The organism is Luteibacter sp., from assembly GCF_036499525.1.
In the GTDB taxonomy this organism is placed as follows: Bacteria; Pseudomonadota; Gammaproteobacteria; order Xanthomonadales; family Rhodanobacteraceae; genus Luteibacter.
Genome location: NZ_DASYDO010000061.1, coordinates 1 through 23,755 on the forward strand (window position 1 = coordinate 1; position 23,755 = coordinate 23,755).

Here is a 23,755-nt window from a genome sequence, read left to right on the forward strand (position 1 = left end):
TGGCCAAGCGCGCCAAGGCGGCGCTGAAGGATGCCCTCAAGGGGCTGTCGTCGCGTCCGCTCGTGCGTGCCTATCATGACCTGAATCGGGATCTGGCCCGGGCACCGCAGACGGCGGGGCGTGTGGTCAATGTGATGATGGCCTCGCCCGAGCGTCAGGCCCGGCGCCTCGGGCTGGCGGTACGTGCCGAGGCGCAGGCCCTGGCCAAACGTTGGGTCGGGCCACCGACCAAGATCATCGCGAAAGCCGCCGGTGAGCTGGTCGGCAAGTCGGTGCTGGAGCACGTGCCGATCGTGCGCGACCGCGAAGCCGCTGCGGCGCTGTTCGGCATGGGCCTGGAAACCCGCCTGAATGCGGCGTTGCGTCAGTTCCGCAGCGCCCTGGCGCACGTGCGTGGCGAGGGACCGGGCGGGCGCAAGCTGCGCCGGATCGAGGTGTCGGCCTTTGGCGCGGATCGCGGCAGCGTCATCGCGCGCCTGTTCCTGCATCGGCTGGTCGAAACTCACACGGACAAGGACGGTCAGCTACGCGTGGATGGGGTCGAGTTGCGCCTGCCGTTCCTGGGCCTGTTCGATGCAAAGTCGAGTTATGTAGACGGAACGACGGATTTCCTGTTGAGCCTGCTGCCGCTACCCCTGGACGTGGGGGATGGTGGCCGGGTACTGCATGTGCCGGCGGCGGTGCGGCGCTGCGTGCACCTGGGCGCGGCGCATGAGCTGCGCGCCTACCAGCGCTGGGACAGCCTGCGGCACCCGAACCTGGAGGAACGCCTGTACCCAGGGACCAGCGACGACGTCTGCGGCGGTGTGCCCGACTCGTCGTTGGGCACGCACGCCACGCTCATGCGCCTGCCGCTGCGCTACATGCTCGAAGAAGCTGGCGCGGCGGGCGTCGAGGTGATGCAGATGGAGGAGATGAAGCGCAAGAACGATGCTGCGTTCAAGAAGTTCACCCTTGCCGATCCGGTGACCTGGCGCGACCGCCGCTTCTCGGTAAAGGCGCTCGTCGCCGCCTATGACGCGATGACAAACGGCGCCACGACGGACTTCGCCGTGCACATGGAGGTGTTCCTGCGCTGGCTGGGCCACCGCTGCAACGATCCGCTGTTCCGGACCGGGTTGCAGGGGGCGGGGGAAGAGATCCTGGCGGAAACCGAGCAGGCCGAAAAGGCGCGCAGGGAGTGGGAAGCGAAGTTCCGGTATGAGCAACAAAGCAGAGGGGTCGATCCTCTGAATCTGGATCGCCAATCACCGGAAGTACAAGCGTATTTCGCCGACCTGAAGAAAAAAATGCAGGCGAGCAGGCCCTACTTCGAGGACAGGAAGTCGGCACTTGGCCGTTATCTGCATTACACGGGTCTGTTCGAGCGTCTGGAGCGGGAGGCGGGGGAGGTGGAAGCCCATCCGCGGCCCGAATTCGCACCGTTGCCGCCGGGCGTTTCCGTCGGTGACAAGAAGCGCATCACGTTTACCGCGCCTCAGACCGTCGAGCAGCGGCTGGCCCACGCCTGGCGGGAAGGTCTGGCGGGTCGGCACGGCCTGAGCGATGACGTGCTGGCCCTGTTCGACCTGCTGGTGCACGACACCACCCTGGGGAGCTGGGAAGACCATGTGTTGCAAGGTCGCCTGTATTTCCGGGTGCGCGAGGTCGATGTACGGGAAGGGGACGATGTTGCCGAAGCCAATGGCGATGCCGTGGCCCACGCCTGACACATGGAGAAAAGCATGAAAGCAATGGATTGGCCGGCGTGGCGGCGCTGGCTCGCAGACACGATGGGCGAAGCCCGCGGCCGGCACGGCTTCCTGCTCGTCGATGGCCGTGCCTTCGTGGAGGCACCGGAGGTGATGGCGGCCTTGCCCGAAGCGGGCGGCATATCGCTGTGGCAGGGCAGTCTGCTCGAATCGCTCAAGCACATCGCGCCATTCCTGTTGCCCTATGACCGGCTTCGGCCATCGGACGACGATGCCTTGGAGGTCAAGGTCGCAAGGCGGCTGTGGGCAGACGAAGACCGGCGTTACGCGCTCACCTGGCTGTGTTCACATGCGCCGCTGCACGTGATTGCCGCACACCTGCAACGGCATACGAAAGTGACGCGGGAGGACGGTAAGCAGTTCTACCAGCACTTCTACGACAACCGCATCTTGCACGGCTTACGCTCGGTATGGACGGCGGAGCAGGCGCAGGCCTTCCTGGGGCAGGTGGGCTACCTGTGTTACGAGCGGCGTCCGGGGCTCGTTGAGCGATGGGAGCCTGCGCCCTCGTCCGACGGCAAGGCCGCTTCCACGGAGGGTCTGCCGCAAATCACGTTCGCGCAGCAAGAGGCGCTTGCGATGGCCTGTTCGGCCGGAAAGATGGCGTTGCGTCTGCGCACGGCCGCCCCCGGCGCGCTCGGCAGCATGAGCGATGCCCAGTTGCATGCGCGTGTCGATGCGCTGTTCGACGAAGCGATGGCGGATGGTATTCACACGCCTTCGGAGATCTATGCATTTGTCAGGGGCGTCGTCCTCGGGAGGTCGGCATGAAAGGCATCATTCGTGAGGGCGACAGGCATTCGGGTGGCGGCTGCGTTCTCGCTGGCTCGACGACGCGGGTGCTTGCCGGACGCGGTGTAGCGCGCCTCGGCGACCCCGTGAGCTGTCCTGTCCATGGAAAAAACCGCATCGCCAAGGTCAGCGGCAGGCTGATATCCGATGGCGTGGAGGTCGCGGTGGATGGCGATACCTGCGCCTGCGGCTGCCGCCTGATCTCGTCGCTTACTGCGGTGGGGCTTGCCTGATCGTGGCGACTCGGTCCGCAATATTGCCGGCGAAGGCGATGCCGGAAAGACCCCGGCTGATTCATTGGCGGGCGCTCGCGGCCGCCGCCATGGTGTTCGCGGCGGGTTGGCAGCTCGGTGGAACCGTTTTGCCGGTCATCGCCGTGCCGGGTGTCGCGGGCATGTCCGTGCCGGGAGCGATTGTCCCTGCCTTGCTCGTCGCCCTGTTGGGTCACCTGCTTCTTGCAAGACGTTACTTGGCGTCGCTTTTCGATGCCATCGCCTGGAACCGCGCGCGCGAGCGTGCCATGGCGCGGCAGTGTCGGCGTGCGCCGCCAGCTTTGTCGCTGCTGGGATGGTTCGATCGCCCTGAAACGACGTTCGCTCCGGCGGCGCTGCGGTGGGACGACCGTCTCGCGTCCGTGCATCTTGCGGCCGATTCGGAAGAACGGACGGTATGGTTGCTCCGCGAAGCGCTCATGCATGGTCTGGACGCCGTGGGCAGCGCCATCGCCGGCATCCCCGAATACGTGACGCTGGATGTCGCGGTCAGTGTCGATGCCGATATCGGCTTGATGGAGGCCGCCTGGATGGCGGCGTCATCGAAAGCAGGGATCCGCCACCGCTCGACCGTCCGTGCCGAAACCCGGAGCCCCGCTGTCGTTGTCGAGGGGCAGCTCGGCGAGGCCGCCTCGCTGGATCGCGTCACGCTGCTCGTCGCCATCGAACTGCCGCTCGTCCCACGGGAGGGACGTGTTGCCGGTATCGCCGGGCTGCTTTTGTGTGGAACCGCGTTGGCGGCACGCACCGGCGGTGCGTGGGCGCGTTTGCACGATAGGCCTCCCGATGCAGCCGATGACAGCGAGACTGCTCAAGCTGTGGAGGGCGGACTCATGGGCTATGGCCTGCTGTCGAGGCTTGTGTCCATGGCGTCGGCTGCGGCCAGTGGGCATGCGCGACGGTTCGCTGTTTCTCTTGGCGAAACAACCACGGCGATCATGATCGAAGCCGTAGAGAAGGAAGGTACGAATCCATGAAATGGATAGCCGGTATGGCGGCCGCCGCTCTGGCCATCGCTATGGCGAGTCAGGGTGCGGGGGCCATACAGACAGTCTTACGGCTGGTCTGGATATGGTTGGAAACGTCGGGCAGGATCGTGCTGATAGCAGCGCTTATTCTTTTTTTCCTGACCGTCATTTTTATTGTCGGGCACGTGCGCCGGTTGACGTCTTACGATCGTGCACAGCGCCTTTCAGGGCATGAGGGGATAGCCGGCGAGCGCCTGCGCGCTATGCGGAATCATCTGCGCGAGCGCCATGGTGTCTTCCGCTCACGTCGCGCCGTCGTATTCCTGGTTGCAGGTTCCGATGCGTCGATCGATAGCCACTGGCCGGCTCTTCGCGCCAGCGGTTGGCATGCCTTCGAGTTGGGTGTCCTGGTGCACGTATCCGGAGACGATGCCGGCCAGACATGGGCCCATGCGCTACGCCGATACCATCCCGCCGACGCGGTGGTGTGGTTCGACGGGCCCCCCGGCGAGTCTGGTGTGACGACGGCAGACCTCGCGCGTGTCGCATGGCGGGCGGATCGTCGGCCGCCGGTATTCCGGCTTCAGCAGCTGGCCGAGGCGCAGGCCGGAGCCTATGGCTGGCCGGCGATGGGATTCCTCTGGACTGGTGAGCCCGATGACGGCACGGAGCACCAATTGTTGAAGGTTCTCGGTGCGGCATTGGCGGAAGAGGGCATTAGCCGGGTCAATGATATGCGGAAAGCGAAGAACCTCCTTTGCGCATCGCAGGCGTTGGTCGAGGTAAGTCCCGCGTTTGCACGGGGTGAAGCCGGAAGACTTTTCATCCCTGGCATCGGAGCGTTCGCGGACACCCCGGTGGAGCGGGTGTCCAGATTGCTTCCAAGCTTCGATTTCATCGCTTCCGTCGCGCGTCGCCCATGGGCCGAGCGCGTGTACGCCGTGCCGCGCTGGCGGATGGTGGCCGGATGCGCGGTGATCGTGCCGCTCATCCTTACCGTCGGATTCATTGCGTCGTACCATCACGAGCGCGCACAAATGAGGGATGCCGCGGCACTCGGTAGCGTCGCAGCCCGGGATGCCGAAGCCGGCACTCGCGCACTGCGAACCCTGCAACAACGCCTGACCGCTCTGGAAGCCTCGTCCCGCGATCAGGGCTGGTTGAGCTTTGGCCTCGACCGCAGCCATGCGGTGGCCGAACACATGAGTCGCTCTTACGATCCTCTGGCCACGCACTGGCTCGTCGCACCCGTACACCACCACCTGACTTCCCGCCTCGCCCGCGCCCCGCGCGTCGAAGACCTCGCCACCTACCTCTGGCTTGCCCATCCCGATAAGGCTGAGGCCGCCACACTGGCCGAGGCGATGCTCGCCACCGGCATGCCGCGCCGGCCGGCGGGTTCGGCGACGACGCCCGGTGAATGGCACGACCGCCTGCGCCAGCTCTACGCGTTCCACGCCGAACGCATCGCCGGCCCTGCCGACGCGGGCCGGCCGCCGATCGTGGCGGATGACGCGCTGGTGGCGCGCGCCCGGAAAATCCTGAGCGACGCCCTGGTCGGCCCTTACGCGGCCGATGCGATCCATGTGCGGATGCTCGAAGGCGAAGGCGAGGCGCTGCCGCCGGTGACGCTCGATGCGCTGACCGGTGGGCGTGCGGCGGGTCTGCTGGTCGAAGGCCACCCGTTGCCCGGCATGTTCACCCGGCAAGCCTGGGAGGAGCGCATCCGTCCGGCGATCGATGCCGCGGTGAAGGCCGCCGCCGCCGCGGACGGCTGGGTGCTCAACCCCCGGGAAGGCGAGGGCGTGCAACCGACGGAAGCACTGCGCAGGGCCCTGCGCGAACGCTATGTCGAGGCCTTTGCCGAGGCGTGGCGCGACTTCCTCAACGACCTGCGCTGGCAGGAGGCACCGACGCTGGACGGTGTCGCGGGGCAATTGGCCGCCTTGAGTCATCCCTCGCGCTCGCCCTTGCCGGCGCTGTTCGCGACGATCGCGCGCGAAGCGTCCACCGCGGCGCCATTGCCGGCGGTGCCGGTGCCCGGCGTGCCCGCTGCCGTCACGGCGATGGTCGGTGACGGACCGCTGGCGGCGTTCTTCGCGCCGTTGACCGCCCACGCACCGATGGGCGAGGCGAACGCTGATGCACCGCTGATGCAGCACATGCGCCGCCTCGCCGACGTTCATGCGAGCCTGCAATCGCTGCTGCTGGAAGACGATCCGGGCGACGCCTCGCGGCTGGCGTCGCGATCGATGCGGCGCGGTGCGGTGTCGTCGCTGGGCGAGGGGCGCGCGCTGGCCGCGTCGCTCGCGGCGGGGCTGGGCCAGGAGTGGCTGGGCTTTGGCGATGCCGTGTTCCGCAAGCCGGTGGAAGCCGCGGCACGGGCCGGCCTCACGCCGATCGCACCCAGCGTCAACGCGGAGTGGCAAGCGACGATCGCGTCCGACTGGCAGCGCGACCTCGCCGACCGTTATCCCTTCGTTGCCAGCGAGCACGATGCCTCCATGGCCGCGCTATCCCGGTTGCTGCATCCGGAGCACGGTGCGTTGGGAAAATTCGTCGCCACGCGCCTGGATGGCGTGATCGAGCGGCAGGGCGACCGTTGGCGCGCGGTGCCTGGGGCCTCGCGCGTCGCGCCGCCGCTCGACCCGGCCTTCATCGACGCGCTCGACCGGCTCACCCGTCTGTCGAACCTGTTGTTCGTCACCGACGGGGGCCTGCGTTTCGCCTTGCGGGCGTCGCCCGTCGAGGGCGTGGAGGAAATGACGGTGCAGTTGCCCGGGGGCCACTGGCGGTACTTCAACCAGCGGGAAACCTGGACATCGCTGGCGTGGCCGATGCGTGATGGCGCATCCGCCTTGCGCATGGCGTGGCGGCCGCCGGGCGGCGCGCTGCAGCATACCTTCGCGGCCGAGGGACCGTTCGCGATTCTGCGCTGGCTGGAGCAGGCGGAAGTCGAAGCACGCGACGGCCCGGTGTTCCGCCTGCGCTTCGCGCCGGCCGATGCCGTGCTGCCGGCCCTGCGTCTGCAACTGCGTGGCGAGGATGGCGACGGCCCGATGGCGCTGCTCGCGTTGCGCGGCCTGGCGTTGCCGGATCGCGTGTTCCTCGAAGGCGAGGGCGCGCCGTGAACGATATCGGGCTGTCGGACCTGGTCGCGGCGTTCGAGGCCGGCGGGGCCAGCGGTAAAGACCCGGCGTATGAGGACGTTTTTCTTCAGTTGAAGGAAGAAGTCGGACGGCTGTCGGGAATCGACGATGTGAAGATCGTGCGCGGCGCGGAGCACGTACTCACGCGGATCGGCAAGGATCTTCGGGCGGCAGGCTATTTCGCCTTCGGAAGACTGCGCCAGTCCGGTGGCGGCGGGCTGGGGGACGGCATCGAACTCGTGTCGGCCCTCGTCGAGCACTATGGCGACGCCATCTACCCACGGCGCGCGGAAGCCCGGAAGGTAGCCGTGGAGTGGTTGTCGTCGGGCCGCATGCTCGACGAACTGAGCAACGGTCCGCCGCTGTCCCTCGCCGACATCGACCGGGCCGACGCGGCCGTGCGGGCGCTGCTGCAAGCCACGTCGTCGTGGCCAGAGCAGGGGCGGCCGCGGCTGGAGCCGCTGGTGACACGGCTTGCCGCAGCCCGCTCGGCACACGCCTCGCCGCTGCCACGAAACGCGGCGCCGGCCACCTCCACCGTTTCCGCGCCCCTTGTCTCGTTGCGCGACGTGCTCGAACAGGCGCGCGGTCTCGCGTCGTACTTTCGCGATCAGGAAGGAGGCGCGCTCGCCGCGACGCGCCTGCTGCTGGGTGTCCGCTGGAATCCGCTGAGCGAGACGCCGCCCGCGGACGGGCAGGGCCGCACGCGACTTGCCGCGCCGCGCGGGGAAGTTCGTCGCCAGGTGGAACGTCTGGCGGCGCAGGCGAAATGGCCCGAACTCGCTGCCTGCGTCGACGGCGCCTTCATGGAAGCTGCCAATCATCTCTGGCTGGACCTGGCGCGCTACCGCGATCTGGCGGTGGGGTACGCGTACGCGGACGCCCCGTCGCTACGGGATGCCCTTCGCGCCGACCTGCGACTGTTGCTGGAGCGGCTTCCGGAACTCGCCCGCCTGGCCTTCGACGACGGCACGCCCTTCATGGACGAAGCCACGCGCGCCTGGGTAGAGACCGAAGTAGCGTCCACGCACGCGCATGCCGAGGTGCAGCGGGTGGCGGACGGCCACCGTCAACACGCGATCGACGAGGAAGCCGCCGCGCGGCTTGCCGCCGAAGGCCTGCCTGCCGCGTGCGCGTGGTTGCGCACGGCATCCGACCACGGCGATGCGCGCGAACGCTTCCTTCGTCGCTGGTGTCTCGCCAGGTTGTTCGATCGGGCAGGACACAGCGAAGCGGCCCGGCATCTTCTGGAGGCCCTCGACGGCGAATCCAAGCGTTTCGGGCTGGCGGAGTGGGAGCCGGCGCTGTGCTTCGAGGTAAAGCAGCATCTCCTGCGCCATGTGCGCGATGGCCTGCGGCGAAAAAGCGCAGACAAGGTCGTGCTATCCACGCTCGCCGATCGGCTTGGCGCCGAACTCGCCCTTATCGATCCGCTGCGTGCGCTCGATCTCGCCTGAACCGTTTGCCGACGAAATTATCCATGGAAGACATCACCCTCCGCTATTACGAAAGCGAAATGCGCTACCTGCGCGAAGCGGGCCGCGAATTCGCCGAGGCGCATCCCGATCGCGCGCGCATGCTGGGTCTCGACCGCCCCGGCGATCGCGACCCGTTCGTGGAACGCCTCTACGAAGCTTTCGCCTTCCTCACCGGACGCGTGAGGCAGAAGCTCGACGACGACCTGCCCGAGTTCACCGAGGGCATCCTCGGCCTGCTATGGCCGCAAAGCCTGCGGATGGTGCCTTCGCTATCTGTCGTCGAGCTGGTGCCGGCGGCGAACCCATTGGCACCGACGCGCGTGCCGGCCGGATTGGCCTTTCTCACGAACACCGTCGCCGGCACCGATGTGCGCTGCCGGTACCGGAGCACTCGCGAACTGCTGGTGCAGCCCATTCGTCTCTCCCACGCCGGAGTGACGAGCCGTGACGATGGCAGCTCAGCGCTCCGTCTCCGGTTTGCGATCGATCCCAGCGCCGAGCGCGCATCCCTGGACTTCACCAGCCTGCGCATCTTCGTGGATGCGGACCCGTCGATCGCCTTCGCATTGCATCTTGCCCTTACCCGGCATGTCGGGAGCGTGTCGTGGCAACGCGTAGGGTCGAATACGGGGCCCGCGGTTCCCGTAGCGGCGGCTGGCGTGCGCGCCGCGGGTTTCTCGCCGCGGGATCGCCTGCTGCCCGGGGGGCGACACCGCGTCCGGGCCGTTCGCGCTGCTGCTCGAGTACTTCGCTTTACGCGAGGCGTTCCTCTTCGTCGAGCTCTTCGGCCTGGATGTCGGCGAACTGGATGCGCGGACGCAGGCGATCGACGTCGAACTGTCGCTGACCCAACCGTTCCCTGCCGGCCTGCCATTCGATCACCGGAACCTGCGCTTGCATTGCACGCCCGTCGTGAACCTGTTCGACATCGAGGTGGAGCCGGTGGTTGTCGACCATCACGACGTGGAGTACAGGGTGGTGCCGTCGAACCGGCAGGGCAACCACGTGGAGGTGTATTCGGTCGACGGCGTGGAAGCTTTCGTCCCTGGCCTGTCGCAACGCGTGGCGTACGTTCCGTTCTCGGGCTTCGGACATGGGGCCTCCGTGGACGGTGCCGGAAAGGGGGCGCGCTTCTACCACGCGAAAAGCCGGCAAGGCGCGAGTGGCCTCCGCGAAGCCTGGCTGGCGGTCGGCGGCCATGCATGGGACCGCGCGGATGGGAGCGACGACTTGCCGGGCGAAACGCTGTCGGTAGCCGCCACGGGGACACATGGCATGCTTCCGCGCAAGGCCCTGCGCGAGGCGCGCATTGTCGAGACAGAGACGGTGGTCGCGGGCATCGGTGCCGTGGAGCAACGCCTGCCGCCGTCCGTGCCCCTGTATCCGCCAGGTATGGGGCGGTTCCACTGGCGCGTACTGTCCCATCTGGCACCTAATTACCTGTCCCTGCTGGATGCGGTCGTGTTGCGCGACACGTTGGCGCTGTACGACTGGACCCGGGGCGAAGCCAGCCGTCGCCGCCTTGAGGCGATTCGCGACGTCGCGCAATCGCCGGTACGACGCATGCGGCAAGGCTACCTGGAACGCGGCATCCGCATTGAAGTCTCGATCGACAGGACGCCGTTCGACGGAGAAGGCGACCTGCGCCTGTTCGGGGAAATGCTGCAGCGCTTCTTTGCGGAGTACGCCGAACTCAATCTGTTCACCCAGGTCGCTCTTTACGTGCTTCCCGAGGGGCGGCGCATCGAGTGGCCCGAATCCTGGACGGGGAGAGCGGCGTTTTGAGGCGGGCGGGAACGTGGCCGGAGGTCACGCAGTTTTTCCAGTTATGCCGTCGGATCGATGCCAGCCATGGCAATCCGGCACCGCTCGGTTCGACCGAATCGCCAGCGAACGATCCCGTGCGCTTCCTGCCGTGGCCCGGTCTTGGCTTCCCGTCGTCGGAATTGGCAGCAGCCCCTCCCGACGACGAGTCCACCGTCGCGGGGAGGCGCGTGCTTACCCGTTTCCTCGGTCTGTACGGCGTGGATGCGGCGGTGCCGGCGCACGTCCCGGATGCCATCGCGCAGCGGCAGGAAGGGCACGAGGCGCTGGCGGCCTTCCTCGACCAGTTCAATCATCGCCTCGCGGTGTTGCTCTATCGCGCATGGCGCAAGCGGCGCCATGTGGAAACGTACGCAGAGGGTGCCGACGAGATGTCGAGCTACCTGCTCGCCCTCGCAGGCTACGGGATGGGTGACAAGCTGCGACGGATCGGCTTGCCGTCCGGTGCCGCGCTCTCGGTCGCCGCCGCACTCGCACAGCGCACCCGGCATCCGGCCGGGTTGCGGCACGTGGTGTCCAGCACATTGCCGGGGATGGGCGTGGAGGTCGAGACGTTCGTCCCGGCATGGGTCGACGTCCCGACGGCCAGGCTGGGAGAAGCCGGCGCCCCTGCGTTGCGCGGAAGCGCCGTCCTCGGACGGCGGCTGCGCTCGCGGTGCGAGCGCGTACGGATATGTCTCGTCCCGGCCGATCACTCGCGTGCTGTCACCTTGTTGCCCGGTGGGGCAAGCCATGCGCGACTGCTGTCCGTCCTGCGTCTCTATCTGGGCGTTCACATGGATGCCGACCTGCGCATGCGGCTTCCCGCCGACACACCACGAGCGCGCCTCGGTGCGCCGTCTGGCCGGCTTGGCCTGACGACCCTGCTCGGTGCGCCAGGTTCGGCTGCCACCGTTCCACTCGGGCGCTACCACGCCATTCCCCCACGTTCCGATCAGTGACTACGGCATGACTTCTTTTCGACGTTTCGCCTTCGCCGCCGCGCTCGTCGCGGCTTCCCTCGCCATGGCGGGTTGCAGGGGAGGCTTTTTCCACCGCCGTCCGGCACAGTTGCGTCTGGACGTCGCGCCGGGGCCGCACCTCAATGCCGACGAGATGGGGCGCCCTTACGCGCTTCGCGTGGCGGTCATCCAGCTGAAGGACCGCAAGCCCTTCGACGACGCCAGCTACGACGTGCTCGCGCACGATACCGCGTCGCTCGGCGATGCCGTGACCGACGCGATCGAATTGACCCTGGTACCCGGCGCGGCGGCGGCCGTCGACCGGCCACTGCATCCGGACACCCGGTCGGTCGGCATCGTGGCGTTCTACCACCATCCGGAGGATGGCTGGCGCACGATCGTCGACCGGGACGCCCTGCCGGCGCGGCGTGCATTGCAGCTTCGTGTCGATTGTGGGCAGGTGTGGGTGACGGAAGGCGGCCGTCGCCGCTGAGTCAGATCTTCCCGAGGAACCCACCGATGGCCCGGCTGTAGTTTTCGATATCGACAAGGAAAGCATCGTGTCCCTGTGGCGAATCGAGCGCCACGAAGTCCACGCGGGCACCTGCGGCTTCCAGTCCCTTCGCGATGGTTTCCTGCTGCTCCAGGGGAAACAGGATGTCGGTGCTCACGCCGATCACCAGCGCCTGGTCGACGTGGATACGGGCCAGGCCGCGCATGACGTCGCCGTCACCGTGTTCCGCCATGTCGAACCAGTCGCTCGCACGCGAGAGATAAAGGTAGCTGTTCGGATCGAACTGGCGGTTGAAGCGGCGTGCATGGCCTTCGAGGTAAGACTCCACCTGGAACTCGAAACCGAAGGGCGAGTTGCCGTCGCGTTTGTCGGGGTCGAGGCGGATGCGCGCGAAGCGGCCGTTCCATTCCACCGCCGAGCGGTAGGTGATCACACCGAGCTTGCGCGCGATGCTCATGCCGTGTTCCGGCCACTCGTCGCCATCGTACTGGCCACCGTTCCAGTGCGGGTCGAGGCGGATGGCCTCGCGTTGCAGGGAACGGATGGCGATGGCGAAGGGTTGGGCCTGTGGCGCGGTGTTGACGCTGATGTGCGTCCGCACGCTACCGGGGTGCAGCAGCATGTATGCCAGCGCGCTCATGCCGCCCATGGAACAACCGACGAGACAGGCCAGTTCTGTGATGCCCAGACCGGCAGTCACCGTTTCGTAGGCGGCGTTGGCCACGTCTTCCAGTGACAGCTCGGGGAACGTCAGGCGGTACGGCTCACCCGTGTCGGGATCGATGGAGGCGGCGCAGGTGGATCCCTTGTCGCTGCCCAGCGAGTTCACGCAGATGACAAAGAAACGATCGGTATCGAACGGACGGCCCGGGCCGATCATGTCTTCCCACCAGCCGGGCGTCGGGTCTTCGGCATTTGCCGCGGCGTGCGCGCTGGGCGACAAGCCCGTGAGGATCAGGATCGCGTTATCGCGCAACGGCGCGAGCGTGCCCCAGGTTTCGAACGCCACGCGCGCGCCATGCAGCTCGCCGCCGCGCTTCATGCGAAAGGGCGAGGAAAGCGGGTGGTAGCGGCGCGCGTCGCCCATGAGCGGTTCCTTCACCGGTTGCCGCCGATGTTGCCACGCGCAGCGTCGGGCTGTCCCGCGCCGGCGCGCTTCTCGGCAATGGCGATCTGCTCGGACACCGCATGCGCCACGTTGGAATCCGGGTCGAGCAACGGCTGCAGCTTGCGCCAGGTGGCGGCGGCGTCGGTGTAACGATCCTGCTGGAACTGCGCAATGCCCAACAGCCATAGTGCGCGCTGGCTGTCCGGTTCGATCGCCAGCGCGCCCTGGAGCAGGTCGAAGCCGCGCCCCGCGATGCGATGGTCGGGCCGCACCAGCGAATCCGATTCCGCCCAGCCGACCATGGCCGCGACGTTCTTCGGATCGGCCTTCATGGCGTGGTCGTACGCGCTGCGCGCATCGGCAGGCTGTTTCAGCATCGCGTAAGTCTTGCCGAGCAGCACCCAGGCCTGGGCATCGTCCGGATGCTCCTTCAGGCGGGCCAGCAACTGGTCGATGGCCTCGCCGACGGTCATGTCCCTGGCCGGCTCCACGCCGCCCAGGGTCGAGGGTGTGCCGACGAGCCAATACATACCGGCACTGCCCAGCGGAACGAGCACCGCGATGGCAACGATCAGGGCGAAGATGGCACGCGAGCGGCCATGGCGGCGCCCCTGGCGCACAAGGGGAACGAGCAGCAGTGCGAGCGCGAGGACGAGCATCGCCCCCGCGATGAGATAGAACGCGAAAGTCACCAGTCGTCCTCGGTATCGTTGACCGGCGCGGATGCCGGGGCTTGGCGGGCACGGCGACGCACCTGGATGGCGACGACGATGCCGCCGGCGACCAGCAGCACCGCCGGTCCGAACCACAGCAGCCAGGTCGAGGGTTCGACCGGCGGCTTGTACAGCACGAACTGCGAATAGCGGTCGACGAGGTAGGCCTTGATCTCGTCGTCGCTCTTGCCGGCCTGGATCATCTCGAACACCTGGCGGCGCAGGTCGTGCGCGATGGGGGCGTTCGAGTCGGCCAGGGTTTCGTTCTGGCACATGGGACAGCGCAGTTCGGTGCTCAGTTTCTGAAAGCGCACTTCCTCCGCGCGGTCGCGGAACGGCAACGGCTGGATAGCCTGCGCGAAGGCCAGCGCAGGCAGCAGGCAGAGCACCAGCCAGAGCATCACACGGCGCGTCACGGTGCTTCCTTCGCCAATGCCGCGAGCGCGGGACGGATTTCCTTGTCGATCACCTCGGGCGTGATGGGGCCGATGCGCTTGTAGCGGATCACGCCCTTCCCATCCACGAGGAAGGTTTCCGGCGCGGCGTACACGCCGAACTCGATGCCGGCGCGTCCGTCGCGATCGGCGATGATCACGTCGAAGGGATTGCCGTTATCGCCCAGCCATGCAGTAGCGGCCTGCGGATCGTCCTTGTAGTTGAAACCGACGATGGGCAGGCCAAGCTGCTTCATGTCGGTCATCAGCACCGGGTGCTCGTGCACGCACTCGATGCACCAGCTGGCAAACACATTGAGGAAGTAGGGTTTGCCGAGCAGAGATGCCTTGCCGACCATGCGCGATGGCTCGCCGAGCACGGGCAGGGAGAACGCCGGCGCCGGCTTGTCGATCAGCGGTGACACGATCTCGTGCTGGTCGTGCTGCGTGTTCCACCAGATGCCGAAGCCGAACAGGCCCACGAGAAGCAGGAAGGCGAAGAGTGGCAGCAAGCGGCTCATGCCGGCGACTCCTCCGTCTTCAACCCGGCGCCCGCGGGACGCTTCTCCGCTGTCTCGGCGGCACGTTTCTTCGCACGGAATCGCCGTTCGCACGCGGCGAGGAAACCGCCCGCCATCATGAAGAGACCGCCCAGCCAGATCCAGCGCACGAAGGGCTTGTGGTAGAGCCGCACGGCCCACGGCCCGCTCACGTTGCCGGCGTCCATCGGTTCGCCCAGGGCGACATAGATGTCGCGGAAAAGCCCCGCATCGATGGCCGATTCCGTCTGCACCTGGCCGCGCGAATACGTGCGCTTCTGCGGATGCATCGTTGCGATCGTCTTGCCGTTACGCATGATGGTGACGATGCCTTCGTCGGCGCGCCAGTTGGGGCCTTCCGTTTCTTCCACGCCGTCGAATCGGAAGTCGTAACCGCCGATGGATTCGACCTGGCCCGGTGCGAGGCGCACGTCGCGCTCCACGCTGAGCGATTCGGAGAGCATCACGCCGATGAGGAAGATCGCGACGCCGGCGTGGGCGATCAACATGCCGCCCATCTCCGCCGGGTAGCGGCGGCCGTGCGGCATTTCGCGCCAGCGCTTCACCACATAGGAAAGCGTGCCCGCGCCAACCCATACCGCACCCGCCACGCCGGCGATGGCTCGCAGGTGGCCTTGTGCGAAGAAAGTGGCGGCAATCGCACAGACGATGGCCGCGACGCCCGCACGCAGCGCCATCGTCGTAAGCTGGCGGCCCTCGGCGCGGCCCCAGCGCAGGTACGGGCCGAATGGCAGCAACAGTACGACGGGTGCCATCAACAGCACGAAGAGGAAGCCGAAGTAGGGCGGCCCGACAGAGACGCGACCGATGTTCAGCGCATCGCCGATCAGGGGGAACAGCGTGCCGAGCAGCACCATCGCCGCCGCCGTGGTGAACAGCAGGTTGGCGATCATGATGCCGGTCTCGCGCGACATCGGTGCGAAAGGCTTGCCGGTGGCGACCTTCGGCGCGCGGATGGCATAAAGCAGCAGCGAGCCGCCGATCACGATCACGAGGAAACCGAGGATGTACAGGCCGCGGCGCGGATCGGAAGCGAAGGCATGCACGGAGGTCAGCACGCCGGAGCGTACGAGGAAGGTGCCCAGGAGGGAGAGCGAGAAAGCGAACAGCGAAAGCAGCACCGTCCACGCCGGCAGCGAGCCGCGTTTCTCCGTCACGGCCTGCGCGTGGATCAGCGCGACGCCGACCAGCCACGGCATGAACGAAGCGTTCTCGACCGGATCCCAGAACCACCAGCCCCCCCAGCCAAGCTCCGCATAGGCCCACCAGCTGCCGGCGACGATGCCGAGGGTGAGGAACGCCCAGGCCACGTTGGTCCAGGGGCGCGCCCAGCGCACCCAGGCCTGTTCCATGCCACCGCCAAGCAATGCCGCGATGGAAAACGCGAATGCCACCGAGAAACCCACGTAGCCCATGTAGAGCACGGGCGGATGGAAGGTCATGCCCGGGTCCTGCAGCACCGGATTGAGGTCGCCGCCATCGGCGGGCATCGGCAATTCGCGCAGGAACGGGTTGGAGGTGAACAGGATGAAGGCGAGGAAGCCCACGCCGATGAGGCCCAGCACGCCGAGCACACGGGCCACGAAGGCATCCGGCAGGTGACGGCTGAAGGCGGCCAGTGCCAGCGACCAGACGTTGAGGATGAATACCCACAGCAGCATCGAACCCTCGTGCGCGCCCCATACCGCGGTGACGCGGTAATACCAGGGCAGGGCGAGGTTTGAGTTGTCGGCCACGTACGCCACGGAGAAGTCGTAGCTGAGGAACGCGTAGATGAGGATCGCCATGGCGGCGAACACGAACACGCCCTGGCCGGCGGCGGTGGGGCGTGCCATCGCGATCAGCGCGGCGTTGTTGCGCCAGGCACCCACGATCGGCAGCACACCTTGAGCGAGGGCGAGGATCAGCGCGAGGACGAGGGCGAATTGGCCAAGCTCGGGGATCATTTCATCGGATCCTTCATGGCCTTGTCGTCGATCTTTCTGTTCTCGTGCGCCTTGGCCATCGCGTCCTTGAGTTCCTTCGGCATGTAGTTCTCGTCATGCTTGGCAAGCACTTCGCTGGCGATGAAACGGCCGCTGTCCATGCGACCGGTGGCGATCACGGACTGGTTGTCGCGGAACAGGTCGGGAAGGATGCCCGTGTACTCCACCGGCATCGCGCCTGCATCGTCCACGACGATGAAGCTCACCTTCAGCGTATCGGCGGCGCGCTGGATGGAGCCGGACTGCACCATGCCGCCAAGGCGGAAGGTGGCATATTGCGTGGCCTGGCCTTCCTGCACCTGGCTGGGGGTGAAGAGGTAGTTAATGTTTCGCTGCAGGGCGAACACGATGAGGCCGACGGCGACCACGGCGGCGGCGACGACCGAGATCACGACGGCAAGTCGGCGTTTACGCGTTGGATTCATTGCTTGGCTTCGGTTCCTGGCCGGCGGCGGTTTTCCTGGCGCGCGATGCGTGCGCGGAGTTCGCGCAGGTTACGGCGGCGCCGGGCCAACGGGGCCAGCGTGTCGATCAAGAGGACGATGAAGAAGACGGCAATGGCGGACCACACATAGAAGCCGTACGCGCCCATGGCGAGATCCTGGCTCATGCGGATTCGCTCTCGCCGCGACCGGCAAGCAGCTCGCGCACCCAGCCCTTGCCGCCTTCAGAGGCGATGAGGTCGGCGCGCACCCGCGCGAACAGGCTGGCGACGTAATAGAGCTTCGTGGCGGCCATCATGGTCAAGAGTGGCCAGAGCATGCTGGCCTCGATATGCGACGGGCCGAGCAGGCGCACCGTGGAGCCCTGGTGCAACGTGTTCCACCAGTTCACCGAGAAATGCACGATGGGCACGTTCACCGCGCCGACCAGCACGAGGAATGATGCCGCGCGCGCGCCCTGCCGACGATCCTCGAAAGAGTGATAGAGCCCGATCACGCCCAGGTAGATGAACAGCAGCACCAGCTCCGAGGTGAGCCGTGCATCCCAGGTCCACCACGTGCCCCACATCGGCTTGCCCCATAGCGAGCCGGTGACCAGGGTGATGAAAGTGAACGCGGCGCCGACGGGTGCGGATTCCATCGCCACCACCTCGGCGATCTTGATCCGCCAGACGAGCCCGATGAAGGCGGTTACGGCCATGGCGCCATAGATGAACAGGCTCATCCAGGCGCTGGGCACGTGGATGAAGATGATGCGATAGGCATCCCCCTGCTGGTAATCGGCAGGGGCAACGAAGAGGCCGCCGTACAGGGCCACCGCGCCCAGCGTGAGCGCAAGGCCCAGCGCCCAGGGCCGAACGGCACCGGCGAAACGGTAGAACACCGGCGGAGAGCCGAGGCGGTGTAGCCAGAGCGGAACCCAGTTAGCCATCGATCCTCGTCGCAGGTTCGTTCAAACACCGTGTGTCCCCCTTTCGGGCCACGCGGTTGCATGTGTTCATGTGTCCATGGCGATGCGCAGCGCGGCGGCGCAGGCCAGCGGCGCGAGAACCACCGCCATGACGAGCCCGGCACCGAGCCAGGCGATCGGCGCGATCCACGGCAACCCTTCCTGCGCGGCGGCCACGGCTCCGGCGGCGAAGATCACGACCGGCACGCACAACGGCAGCAACATGAGCGCGAGAAGCATACCAGAGCGCCTCGATCCCGCCGTCAGCGCAACGAGTACCGCCCCGAGCAGGCTCAGCAGCGGCGTCGCAAGAGCCAGTGCGATGGACAGCACCGGCGTCGCGGCCAACGGAAGTTTCAGCATGCCGGCCAGCAGAGGCGCCACGACGATCAGCGGCAGCGACGAGGTGATCCAGTGGGCGAGGATCTTCATGCCCACCAGCAGCGCCAGCGGCTGCGGCGCGAGCATCAGCTGTTCCATCGAACCATCCTCGATGTCCGCGCGGAACAGGTGGTCCAGCGAAAGCAGCACGGCCAGCACCACGGTGACGAACACCACGCCGCCGGCGATACGGGCGAGCAGGGCGGGTTCGGGACCGAGCGCGAAGGGGAACAGCGTGGCGACAATGATCGCATAGAGCACCGGCATGGCGATGTCGCCGCGCCGCCGCCAGGCCAGGGTGAGATCGCGCCGCAGCAAGGCGGCGCATGCGGCGGTCGTGCTGCCGGGCGTCATGCGTGCAACCGGATGCGTCGCGGTTCGCCGCCGGCGAAGCGCACCGCGCCATGGCTGGTGACCAGCGCGGCGCCACCGCGCGCCGCGTGGCCTTCGAGCAGGCGGTTAACCAGCGCGATGCCTTCACGGTCAAGGTTGGCGTAGGGCTCGTCCAGCAGCCATACGCGCGCCGGCACGAGCAGCAGGCGGGCCAGCGCGGCGCGTTTCTTCTGGCCCGCGGAGAGACGTCGCACGGGTTCGTCCTCGAAGCCGGCCAGCCCCACTTCCGCCAGTGTCGCCGCGGCGTCGGTACCATCGCGCTGCCCGTAGAGGCCGGTGCTCACGCGCAGGTTCTCGCGGGCGGAGAGGTCCAGCTTCAATCCGAGATGGTGGCCGAGGAAGACGACCGCCCCAGCCATGGTGTCGAGCGAAAAGGCGGTGCCGTCCAGCCGCACCTCGCCTTCGCCCGGGCGCAGCATGCCTGTGAGCACGCGCATGAGCGTGGTCTTTCCACTGCCGTTATCGCCCTCGACGAGCGCGATCTCGCCCGGATGCAACGCGAAATCCAGCGGTCCGAACACCCGCTCGTCCTGGCGCAGGAAGCTGAGGGCATGGGCTTCTAGCAAGGGCGCGTTACCCACGGTCGAAAGCCTGCGCTGGCAACGCCGGCAGGGTTGCTTCGAGGGCGCGCACCGCGGCATCCAGGTCGATGGATGCCACCGTGTCGTGCCCCTTCAGCAATTGCTCCACCAGCACATCCTGCGCGCGCCCGCGCGCCAGCACATACGCATAGGGCAGGTGGGTGAAGGTGACCATGCGGTAGCGCGGCAGGTAGTGCGTGGGCGAGCGCTCCGCGAGCAGGGCGCCCAGCTCGCGCTTTCGCAGGTAATGCGGATCGGCGACCGAGTCGCGCATTTCCACGTAGTTTTCCAGGGCCATCTGGGCGATGGCGTCCGCATTCGGCTTGCGCTTCGTTTCGAACGCGGCGAATACCGCCGCGGCATCGTCGGGCTGTGCCGCGAAAAGTTCGGCCAGCGCAGCGGCGTCTTCGAAGCCGCAGTTCATGCCCTGCCCGTGGAACGGCACGATTGCATGCGCGGCGTCGCCGATCAGCAGCGCGCGGCCGCCGATATGCCAGCGGTCCAGGTAGAGCGTACCCAGCGTTCCCACCGGGTGTGCGGCCCAGTCGGCCGAGAAATCCGGCATCAGGGCGAGGGCGTCCGGAAAGTCCGTGCGGAAGAAGGTCTCGGCGGCGCCCGCACCCGCGATCGTGCGGAAGCTCGGATGCGCCCCGTCGTTCGGCAGGAAGAGCGTGACGGTGAAGCTTCCATCCCGGTTCGGCAAGGCAATGCACATGTAATGGCCGCGCGGCCAGATATGCAGCGCGTTGCGCTCGATCGCGAACGGCGCGGATGGATCGGTGCGGGGCGGGATCTCCAGTTCCTTGTAACCGTGCCCCAGTTCTTCCACCCGCTCACCCAATGGCGAATGCGCGTGCATGGCGGCGCGCAGGGCGGAACCTGCCCCATCGGCACCGATGACCACCGGTGCTTCCACCGTGCGCTCGTTGCCACCGGCGTCGCGCAGGCGCAGCGTTCCGGCCTCGAGATCGGCGGCGGCGAGCCCCTGGTCGAAATGGACCGTGGCCCCCGCGGCCTCGGCGGCGTCCAGCATGAGGGCGTTGAGTCCGCCCCGCGAGACCGACCAGATCACCTCGGAATCGTCCACGCCATAGCGCTGGAGCCCGCTGTGGCCTGCCGGATCGTGGACCATGCGCCCGCGCATCATCACGGCCTGCTCGAGCACCCTGTCCGCCAGGCCGGTAGCCCGCAGCGCGTGCAGACCCCGCTCCGCCAGGGCCAGGTTGATCGAGCGTCCGCCGAGGACACCCGCTTTTCGAGGGTCCGGGCGCTTCTCGTAAACGGTGACGCGGAAACCTCGCTGGGTCAGCAGTGTGGCGATCAGGGCGCCGACCAGTCCGGCGCCGACCACGGCGATGTCGTTACGGGGCATGGGGACCTTCGTCCGGGCGCGATATTGCGGGGCAGCGCATCGTGCGCCGCAGCGCCGCCGGAGGCAAGGGTGCCGAGGCGGGGCTCAGCCGGCCTTCTTGCCGGTACGCGGGGCGGGCCGCACGGGTTCCGCCGGTTTGGCGGTGGCGGCGTCGAGGAAACCGCGCTGCATCGACTTCCACACGTCGAGGTTGCGCTCGGTCATCTCGTTGAGCATGGACCAGGGTGTCTGGCCCATCAGGCTGTTGAGCTGGTTGCGGAACTGTTGCTGCTGGTCCAGGAAAACCTGCAGGCTGCGCTCCAGGTACGGCCCCATGAAGCCCTGCAGCGAGTCTCCGTAGAAACGGATGATGTGGGACAGCAACTGCGGCGAGAGCATCGGCTGGCCGTGCTCCTCGTGCTCCGCGATGATCTGCAGCAAGACCGAACGGGTCAGGTCCTCGCCGGACTTGGCGTCGCGAACCTCGAAAGTTTCCCCGTCGAGCACCAGCTGGCGAACCTCTTCCAGCGTGATATAGCTCGAGATTTCCGTGTCGTAAAGACGACGGTTCGGATACTTCTTAATGATGCGTAGGGTTTGTGCCATGCGGCGAAAACTACCACGAGGTATTGCGCCGCACCAGTTGTCGCAAGTCATCGTAATCGTTTACGGATTTCACATTTGGTCTTTGGATCGATTTAGGTAGGTGAACTGCACCCGTCGGGCCGCAGCGCAACTGGCGGCCTGGAACGCCGCATTGGCGTGCCAAGTGCCTTGGACGGGGAGGGCGGTCATTGGCTTGAGTCGAAAGAAGGGGCCGCGGGCATGGCGGCTGCTTCCCAAGCCTCCTGCATCGGTCGATTGGCTTGTCGCCTTTGTTCGTGGTGTGCCTCCAGCTTCGTCAGTGTTGCTTTGTCAGAACAGCGCTGGGAGTCGACTAATGGGAATCCGTTCACTGTAACGACACGTCGACCGACATCTCGCGTATCGCCCCAATCAATGAATTTTTGGCCTGCCGGGTCATAGACTATGGATTCACCAAGGGGAGTGCCCGTCGTTATTTCGTAAGCACGCTTGAAAATCGGATAGTGCCATTGCCTGCCAAGTCGATTATGAACCGCCGGATCGGAGTCCGGGATTCGATGGAACCGGGGCGGCAGTACCCAAAACGGTCTGTAAGTATCGATACGAATGCAGCCATCTGGGCTGATTTCGGATGACTCGTAGGGGGCATAGGCTCGCTCCCACCAATTGGAGGCCTGATAGAGGGTCGCACCTCCGGCAACCCCGACAATAGCAAGGATCGTCTTTGTATCCATCAAGCCAGATCCAATCGCAAGTTCACAGGTTCCCATCGCACGTCGGAATAGATGACGAAATCGCCACCGTAACCGGTCGCACGCCGGTACGCGTCGAAGTCATGGTTGAACACATTACCGATGGGCTCGCCGTGCATATGGGCTACCGCGCCATCCAGTATCGAGTTCATGACCATCTGCGTCTTACTCAGGGCGCCGTTTTTCGTCCATGTGCCGAGATACTGAAGGCCGTTGAAATCATAGGTGTCGCGGATGTAGAACCCAGCAAAGGTGACATCTGCAGTGATTCCTCCTGTTCTTGCGTCGCGTGAGGCTTCACCGATGAGCGCAACTTTCAAGGTAGCCAGGCCGAGGGCTCCATAGAGATCATCCATCGTGTCCAGCTCGTCGCCAAATGATTCGAAATTTGATTGGCACGACATTTCAAGTTGAACGGCACTGTCGTGCCGGCTACCAAAGCGAACCTTTCTATCCGTTCCCCAGTTCAGATCGGTCAGGCGAGATCGCAAGACCTTTTTAGCCGCGTCATTTGCCATTTTGAGGCGTAGCCTGTCTAACGCGATCCTTATGCGTGGACGCATCATGGCCCAGCTCATGCGTACGATGCGTTGATCCAGATGCGAGGGCGACGTGTACCGTGGATCGGGTGCGCCATCACCCTTCCACGACTCCGGCAACACCCATGCCGGCGAGTGAAGCCAGCGCTCCATCAATGCGGCCGAGACCGTCCATCCCATCCGATACATGGCGCGGGGGATGGCCTCGATCCTCTCCTTCATGGCGTCGGCGTTCTCTGAGGAAGACAGGCTCGCATGCATGGTGACGCTCCTTGTTGGGTATGAGTGTCGCGTTCGTCGCGATTCCGCCGGACTGGTGCCGATGCGTGTCAGAGAGACGTTGGAAAGCCATGCTTCGGACGGGACGACCCGGGTTGCATGGCGGTAGGCATGAAGCCCTATGCGGACGTCAAACCCCGACGTTCGCGGTGCAAAGTGTCGCAATCAAACACGCTGAAGGCAATGCATCTGCACGCGATTTCCATGCCACGGACATGTTTGTGAACGGACGTCGTACAAGAAAAGCCATCGTCCATTTTTCTCAAACATGTGTAGGCGAAAGACGGTAAAGATGCTGCCGCCCGCTGACACCGCGTTGCCGGCGGGAACACTACCACCTCATCAAGGAATCCGATGAAAAGTATCTACCTGAAGCTGTCCGGTCCCGACCTCAAGGGTGAATCCGCGGACAAAGAGCACAGTCAGTGGATCGAACTCAACTCATTGCGTCATCAGATGCACCAGCCATCGTCGCCGTCGGCTTCCACAGCTGGCGGGAACACCGTCGAGCGCACCGAGCATGGCGACATAGCCGCCATGAAGGAACTGGATTCGGCAAGCCCGTTGCTTTACCAGGCCCTTTCGGGCGGCACGACATTTCAGTCCGCGCAGATCGACTTGTACCGCGATGCCGGTGAGGGCAAGCGGGTCAAGTATCTTGAGATTCAACTCAAGCATGTGCTGATTTCGTCGATCGCTTTGGCAGTGGGCGATAAGCCGTTGCCCACCGAGACGCTCGCGCTGCGGTACGCCGCAATCCAGTGGAAGTATCAAGTGCAACGGATTGATGGCGGACAGGGCGGCGTCACGCTCGGGGTGTGGAGCCTGACGAAGAACGACAAGACGTTTGCCGTCTGATGTAAGAGACACGAAAGTATGAGGCCGGGGGCGACGAAAGCCACCGACTCTTGGCTCTCCGAGCATGAAGCCGCACCGTCAGAAGCCAGCAGCCGTCGCCGCGCGCGTTACCACAGGTGAGCCCACGATGCGAGGCACTGTACGCTCTTCGCTTC

General features: G+C 66.0%; 23 protein-coding genes and 2 pseudogenes. 11 read left to right on the plus strand and 14 right to left on the minus strand.

The window, feature by feature from the left end; genetic code table 11:
• The 10 genes and pseudogenes from VGM71_RS11350 to tssJ all read left to right on the plus strand — a co-directional run.
• A pseudogene (locus tag VGM71_RS11350) lies at nucleotides 1–1,709 on the plus strand (hypothetical protein); the annotation flags it as partial.
• Between the two features lie 15 nt (nucleotides 1,710–1,724).
• On the plus strand, nucleotides 1,725–2,522 hold the full coding sequence (locus VGM71_RS11355) for a DUF4123 domain-containing protein (protein ID WP_331545143.1): 798 nt from the start codon (nucleotides 1,725–1,727) through the stop codon (nucleotides 2,520–2,522).
• Complete coding sequence (locus tag VGM71_RS11360; protein ID WP_331545145.1) at nucleotides 2,519–2,776, plus strand: PAAR domain-containing protein; 258 nt, start codon at nucleotides 2,519–2,521, stop codon at nucleotides 2,774–2,776. The genes VGM71_RS11355 and VGM71_RS11360 overlap by 4 nt, the downstream gene beginning before the upstream one ends.
• A gap of 38 nt (nucleotides 2,777–2,814) precedes the next feature.
• Nucleotides 2,815–3,792: a hypothetical protein gene (locus tag VGM71_RS11365; protein ID WP_331545147.1), complete on the plus strand. Its 978-nt coding sequence runs from the start codon at nucleotides 2,815–2,817 to the stop codon at nucleotides 3,790–3,792.
• A gap of 254 nt (nucleotides 3,793–4,046) precedes the next feature.
• Complete coding sequence (locus tag VGM71_RS11370; RefSeq protein ID WP_331545149.1) at nucleotides 4,047–6,914, plus strand: ImcF-related family protein; 2,868 nt, start codon at nucleotides 4,047–4,049, stop codon at nucleotides 6,912–6,914.
• Nucleotides 6,911–8,389 (plus strand): type VI secretion system protein TssA, encoded by a 1,479-nt coding sequence (gene tssA / locus VGM71_RS11375; RefSeq protein ID WP_331545151.1) that lies wholly within the window; start codon nucleotides 6,911–6,913, stop codon nucleotides 8,387–8,389. Before VGM71_RS11370 ends, tssA begins: the two co-directional genes overlap by 4 nt.
• A 23-nt stretch (nucleotides 8,390–8,412) precedes the next feature.
• Nucleotides 8,413–9,087: pseudogene (locus VGM71_RS17680) on the plus strand (type VI secretion system baseplate subunit TssF); the annotation flags it as partial.
• Between the two features lie 58 nt (nucleotides 9,088–9,145).
• A complete protein-coding gene (locus tag VGM71_RS11380) occupies nucleotides 9,146–10,195 on the plus strand; it encodes a type VI secretion system baseplate subunit TssF (protein WP_331545211.1) in 1,050 nt (349 codons plus the stop codon).
• Nucleotides 10,159–11,175 (plus strand): type VI secretion system baseplate subunit TssG, encoded by a 1,017-nt coding sequence (gene tssG, locus VGM71_RS11385; RefSeq protein ID WP_331545153.1) that lies wholly within the window; start codon nucleotides 10,159–10,161, stop codon nucleotides 11,173–11,175. Before VGM71_RS11380 ends, tssG begins: the two co-directional genes overlap by 37 nt.
• Nucleotides 11,176–11,182: 7 nt before the next feature.
• Entirely contained in the window at nucleotides 11,183–11,668 is a 486-nt protein-coding gene (tssJ, locus tag VGM71_RS11390) for a type VI secretion system lipoprotein TssJ (RefSeq protein ID WP_331545155.1), read from the plus strand.
• A 1-nt stretch (nucleotide 11,669) separates the two neighbouring features.
• On the opposite strand, the gene metX is transcribed toward tssJ, so the two are convergent.
• From metX to VGM71_RS11460, 14 genes are all read right to left on the minus strand, one after another.
• Nucleotides 11,670–12,776, minus strand: coding sequence for a homoserine O-acetyltransferase MetX (gene metX, locus VGM71_RS11395; RefSeq protein WP_331545157.1), 1,107 nt, complete (start codon nucleotides 12,774–12,776; stop codon nucleotides 11,670–11,672).
• 11 nt (nucleotides 12,777–12,787) lie between these two features.
• Nucleotides 12,788–13,489 carry a tetratricopeptide repeat protein gene (locus VGM71_RS11400; protein WP_331545159.1) on the minus strand — a complete coding sequence of 234 codons (702 nt, stop codon included), beginning with the start codon at nucleotides 13,487–13,489 and terminating at the stop codon, nucleotides 12,788–12,790.
• Nucleotides 13,486–13,911 (minus strand): cytochrome c-type biogenesis protein, encoded by a 426-nt coding sequence (locus VGM71_RS11405; protein WP_331545213.1) that lies wholly within the window; start codon nucleotides 13,909–13,911, stop codon nucleotides 13,486–13,488. Before VGM71_RS11405 ends, VGM71_RS11400 begins: the two co-directional genes overlap by 4 nt.
• Before the next feature lie 11 nt (nucleotides 13,912–13,922).
• Complete coding sequence (locus VGM71_RS11410; protein WP_331545161.1) at nucleotides 13,923–14,465, minus strand: DsbE family thiol:disulfide interchange protein; 543 nt, start codon at nucleotides 14,463–14,465, stop codon at nucleotides 13,923–13,925.
• Complete coding sequence (locus VGM71_RS11415; protein WP_331545163.1) at nucleotides 14,462–16,450, minus strand: heme lyase CcmF/NrfE family subunit; 1,989 nt, start codon at nucleotides 16,448–16,450, stop codon at nucleotides 14,462–14,464. Before VGM71_RS11415 ends, VGM71_RS11410 begins: the two co-directional genes overlap by 4 nt.
• Nucleotides 16,447–16,914, minus strand: coding sequence for a cytochrome c maturation protein CcmE (ccmE, locus tag VGM71_RS11420; protein WP_331545165.1), 468 nt, complete (start codon nucleotides 16,912–16,914; stop codon nucleotides 16,447–16,449). Before ccmE ends, VGM71_RS11415 begins: the two co-directional genes overlap by 4 nt.
• A complete protein-coding gene (gene ccmD, locus VGM71_RS11425) occupies nucleotides 16,911–17,099 on the minus strand; it encodes a heme exporter protein CcmD (protein ID WP_331545167.1) in 189 nt (62 codons plus the stop codon). The genes ccmE and ccmD overlap by 4 nt, the downstream gene beginning before the upstream one ends.
• Nucleotides 17,096–17,863, minus strand: a complete 768-nt coding sequence (locus tag VGM71_RS11430) for a heme ABC transporter permease (RefSeq protein WP_331545169.1) — start codon at nucleotides 17,861–17,863, stop codon at nucleotides 17,096–17,098. The genes ccmD and VGM71_RS11430 overlap by 4 nt, the downstream gene beginning before the upstream one ends.
• Nucleotides 17,864–17,929: 66 nt before the next feature.
• Complete coding sequence (ccmB, locus tag VGM71_RS11435) at nucleotides 17,930–18,616, minus strand: heme exporter protein CcmB (RefSeq protein WP_331545171.1); 687 nt, start codon at nucleotides 18,614–18,616, stop codon at nucleotides 17,930–17,932.
• The gene (gene ccmA, locus VGM71_RS11440; RefSeq protein ID WP_331545173.1) at nucleotides 18,613–19,236 is read right to left on the minus strand and encodes a cytochrome c biogenesis heme-transporting ATPase CcmA; all 624 of its coding nucleotides are present in this window, start codon (nucleotides 19,234–19,236) and stop codon (nucleotides 18,613–18,615) included. Before ccmA ends, ccmB begins: the two co-directional genes overlap by 4 nt.
• On the minus strand, nucleotides 19,229–20,608 hold the full coding sequence (locus VGM71_RS11445; RefSeq protein ID WP_331545175.1) for an FAD-dependent monooxygenase: 1,380 nt from the start codon (nucleotides 20,606–20,608) through the stop codon (nucleotides 19,229–19,231). Before VGM71_RS11445 ends, ccmA begins: the two co-directional genes overlap by 8 nt.
• Before the next feature lie 84 nt (nucleotides 20,609–20,692).
• Nucleotides 20,693–21,193 carry a polyhydroxyalkanoate synthesis repressor PhaR gene (phaR, locus tag VGM71_RS11450; RefSeq protein WP_072322177.1) on the minus strand — a complete coding sequence of 167 codons (501 nt, stop codon included), beginning with the start codon at nucleotides 21,191–21,193 and terminating at the stop codon, nucleotides 20,693–20,695.
• A 185-nt stretch (nucleotides 21,194–21,378) separates the two neighbouring features.
• Nucleotides 21,379–21,906 carry a hypothetical protein gene (locus tag VGM71_RS11455; protein ID WP_331545179.1) on the minus strand — a complete coding sequence of 176 codons (528 nt, stop codon included), beginning with the start codon at nucleotides 21,904–21,906 and terminating at the stop codon, nucleotides 21,379–21,381.
• Nucleotides 21,906–22,724, minus strand: coding sequence for a DUF6402 family protein (locus tag VGM71_RS11460; protein WP_331545181.1), 819 nt, complete (start codon nucleotides 22,722–22,724; stop codon nucleotides 21,906–21,908). The genes VGM71_RS11455 and VGM71_RS11460 overlap by 1 nt, the downstream gene beginning before the upstream one ends.
• A gap of 372 nt (nucleotides 22,725–23,096) precedes the next feature.
• Between VGM71_RS11460 and VGM71_RS11465 the strand changes: the two genes are divergently transcribed.
• Nucleotides 23,097–23,600 (plus strand): type VI secretion system tube protein Hcp, encoded by a 504-nt coding sequence (locus VGM71_RS11465; protein ID WP_331545183.1) that lies wholly within the window; start codon nucleotides 23,097–23,099, stop codon nucleotides 23,598–23,600.
• The last annotated feature ends 155 nt before the right edge of the window (nucleotides 23,601–23,755 follow it).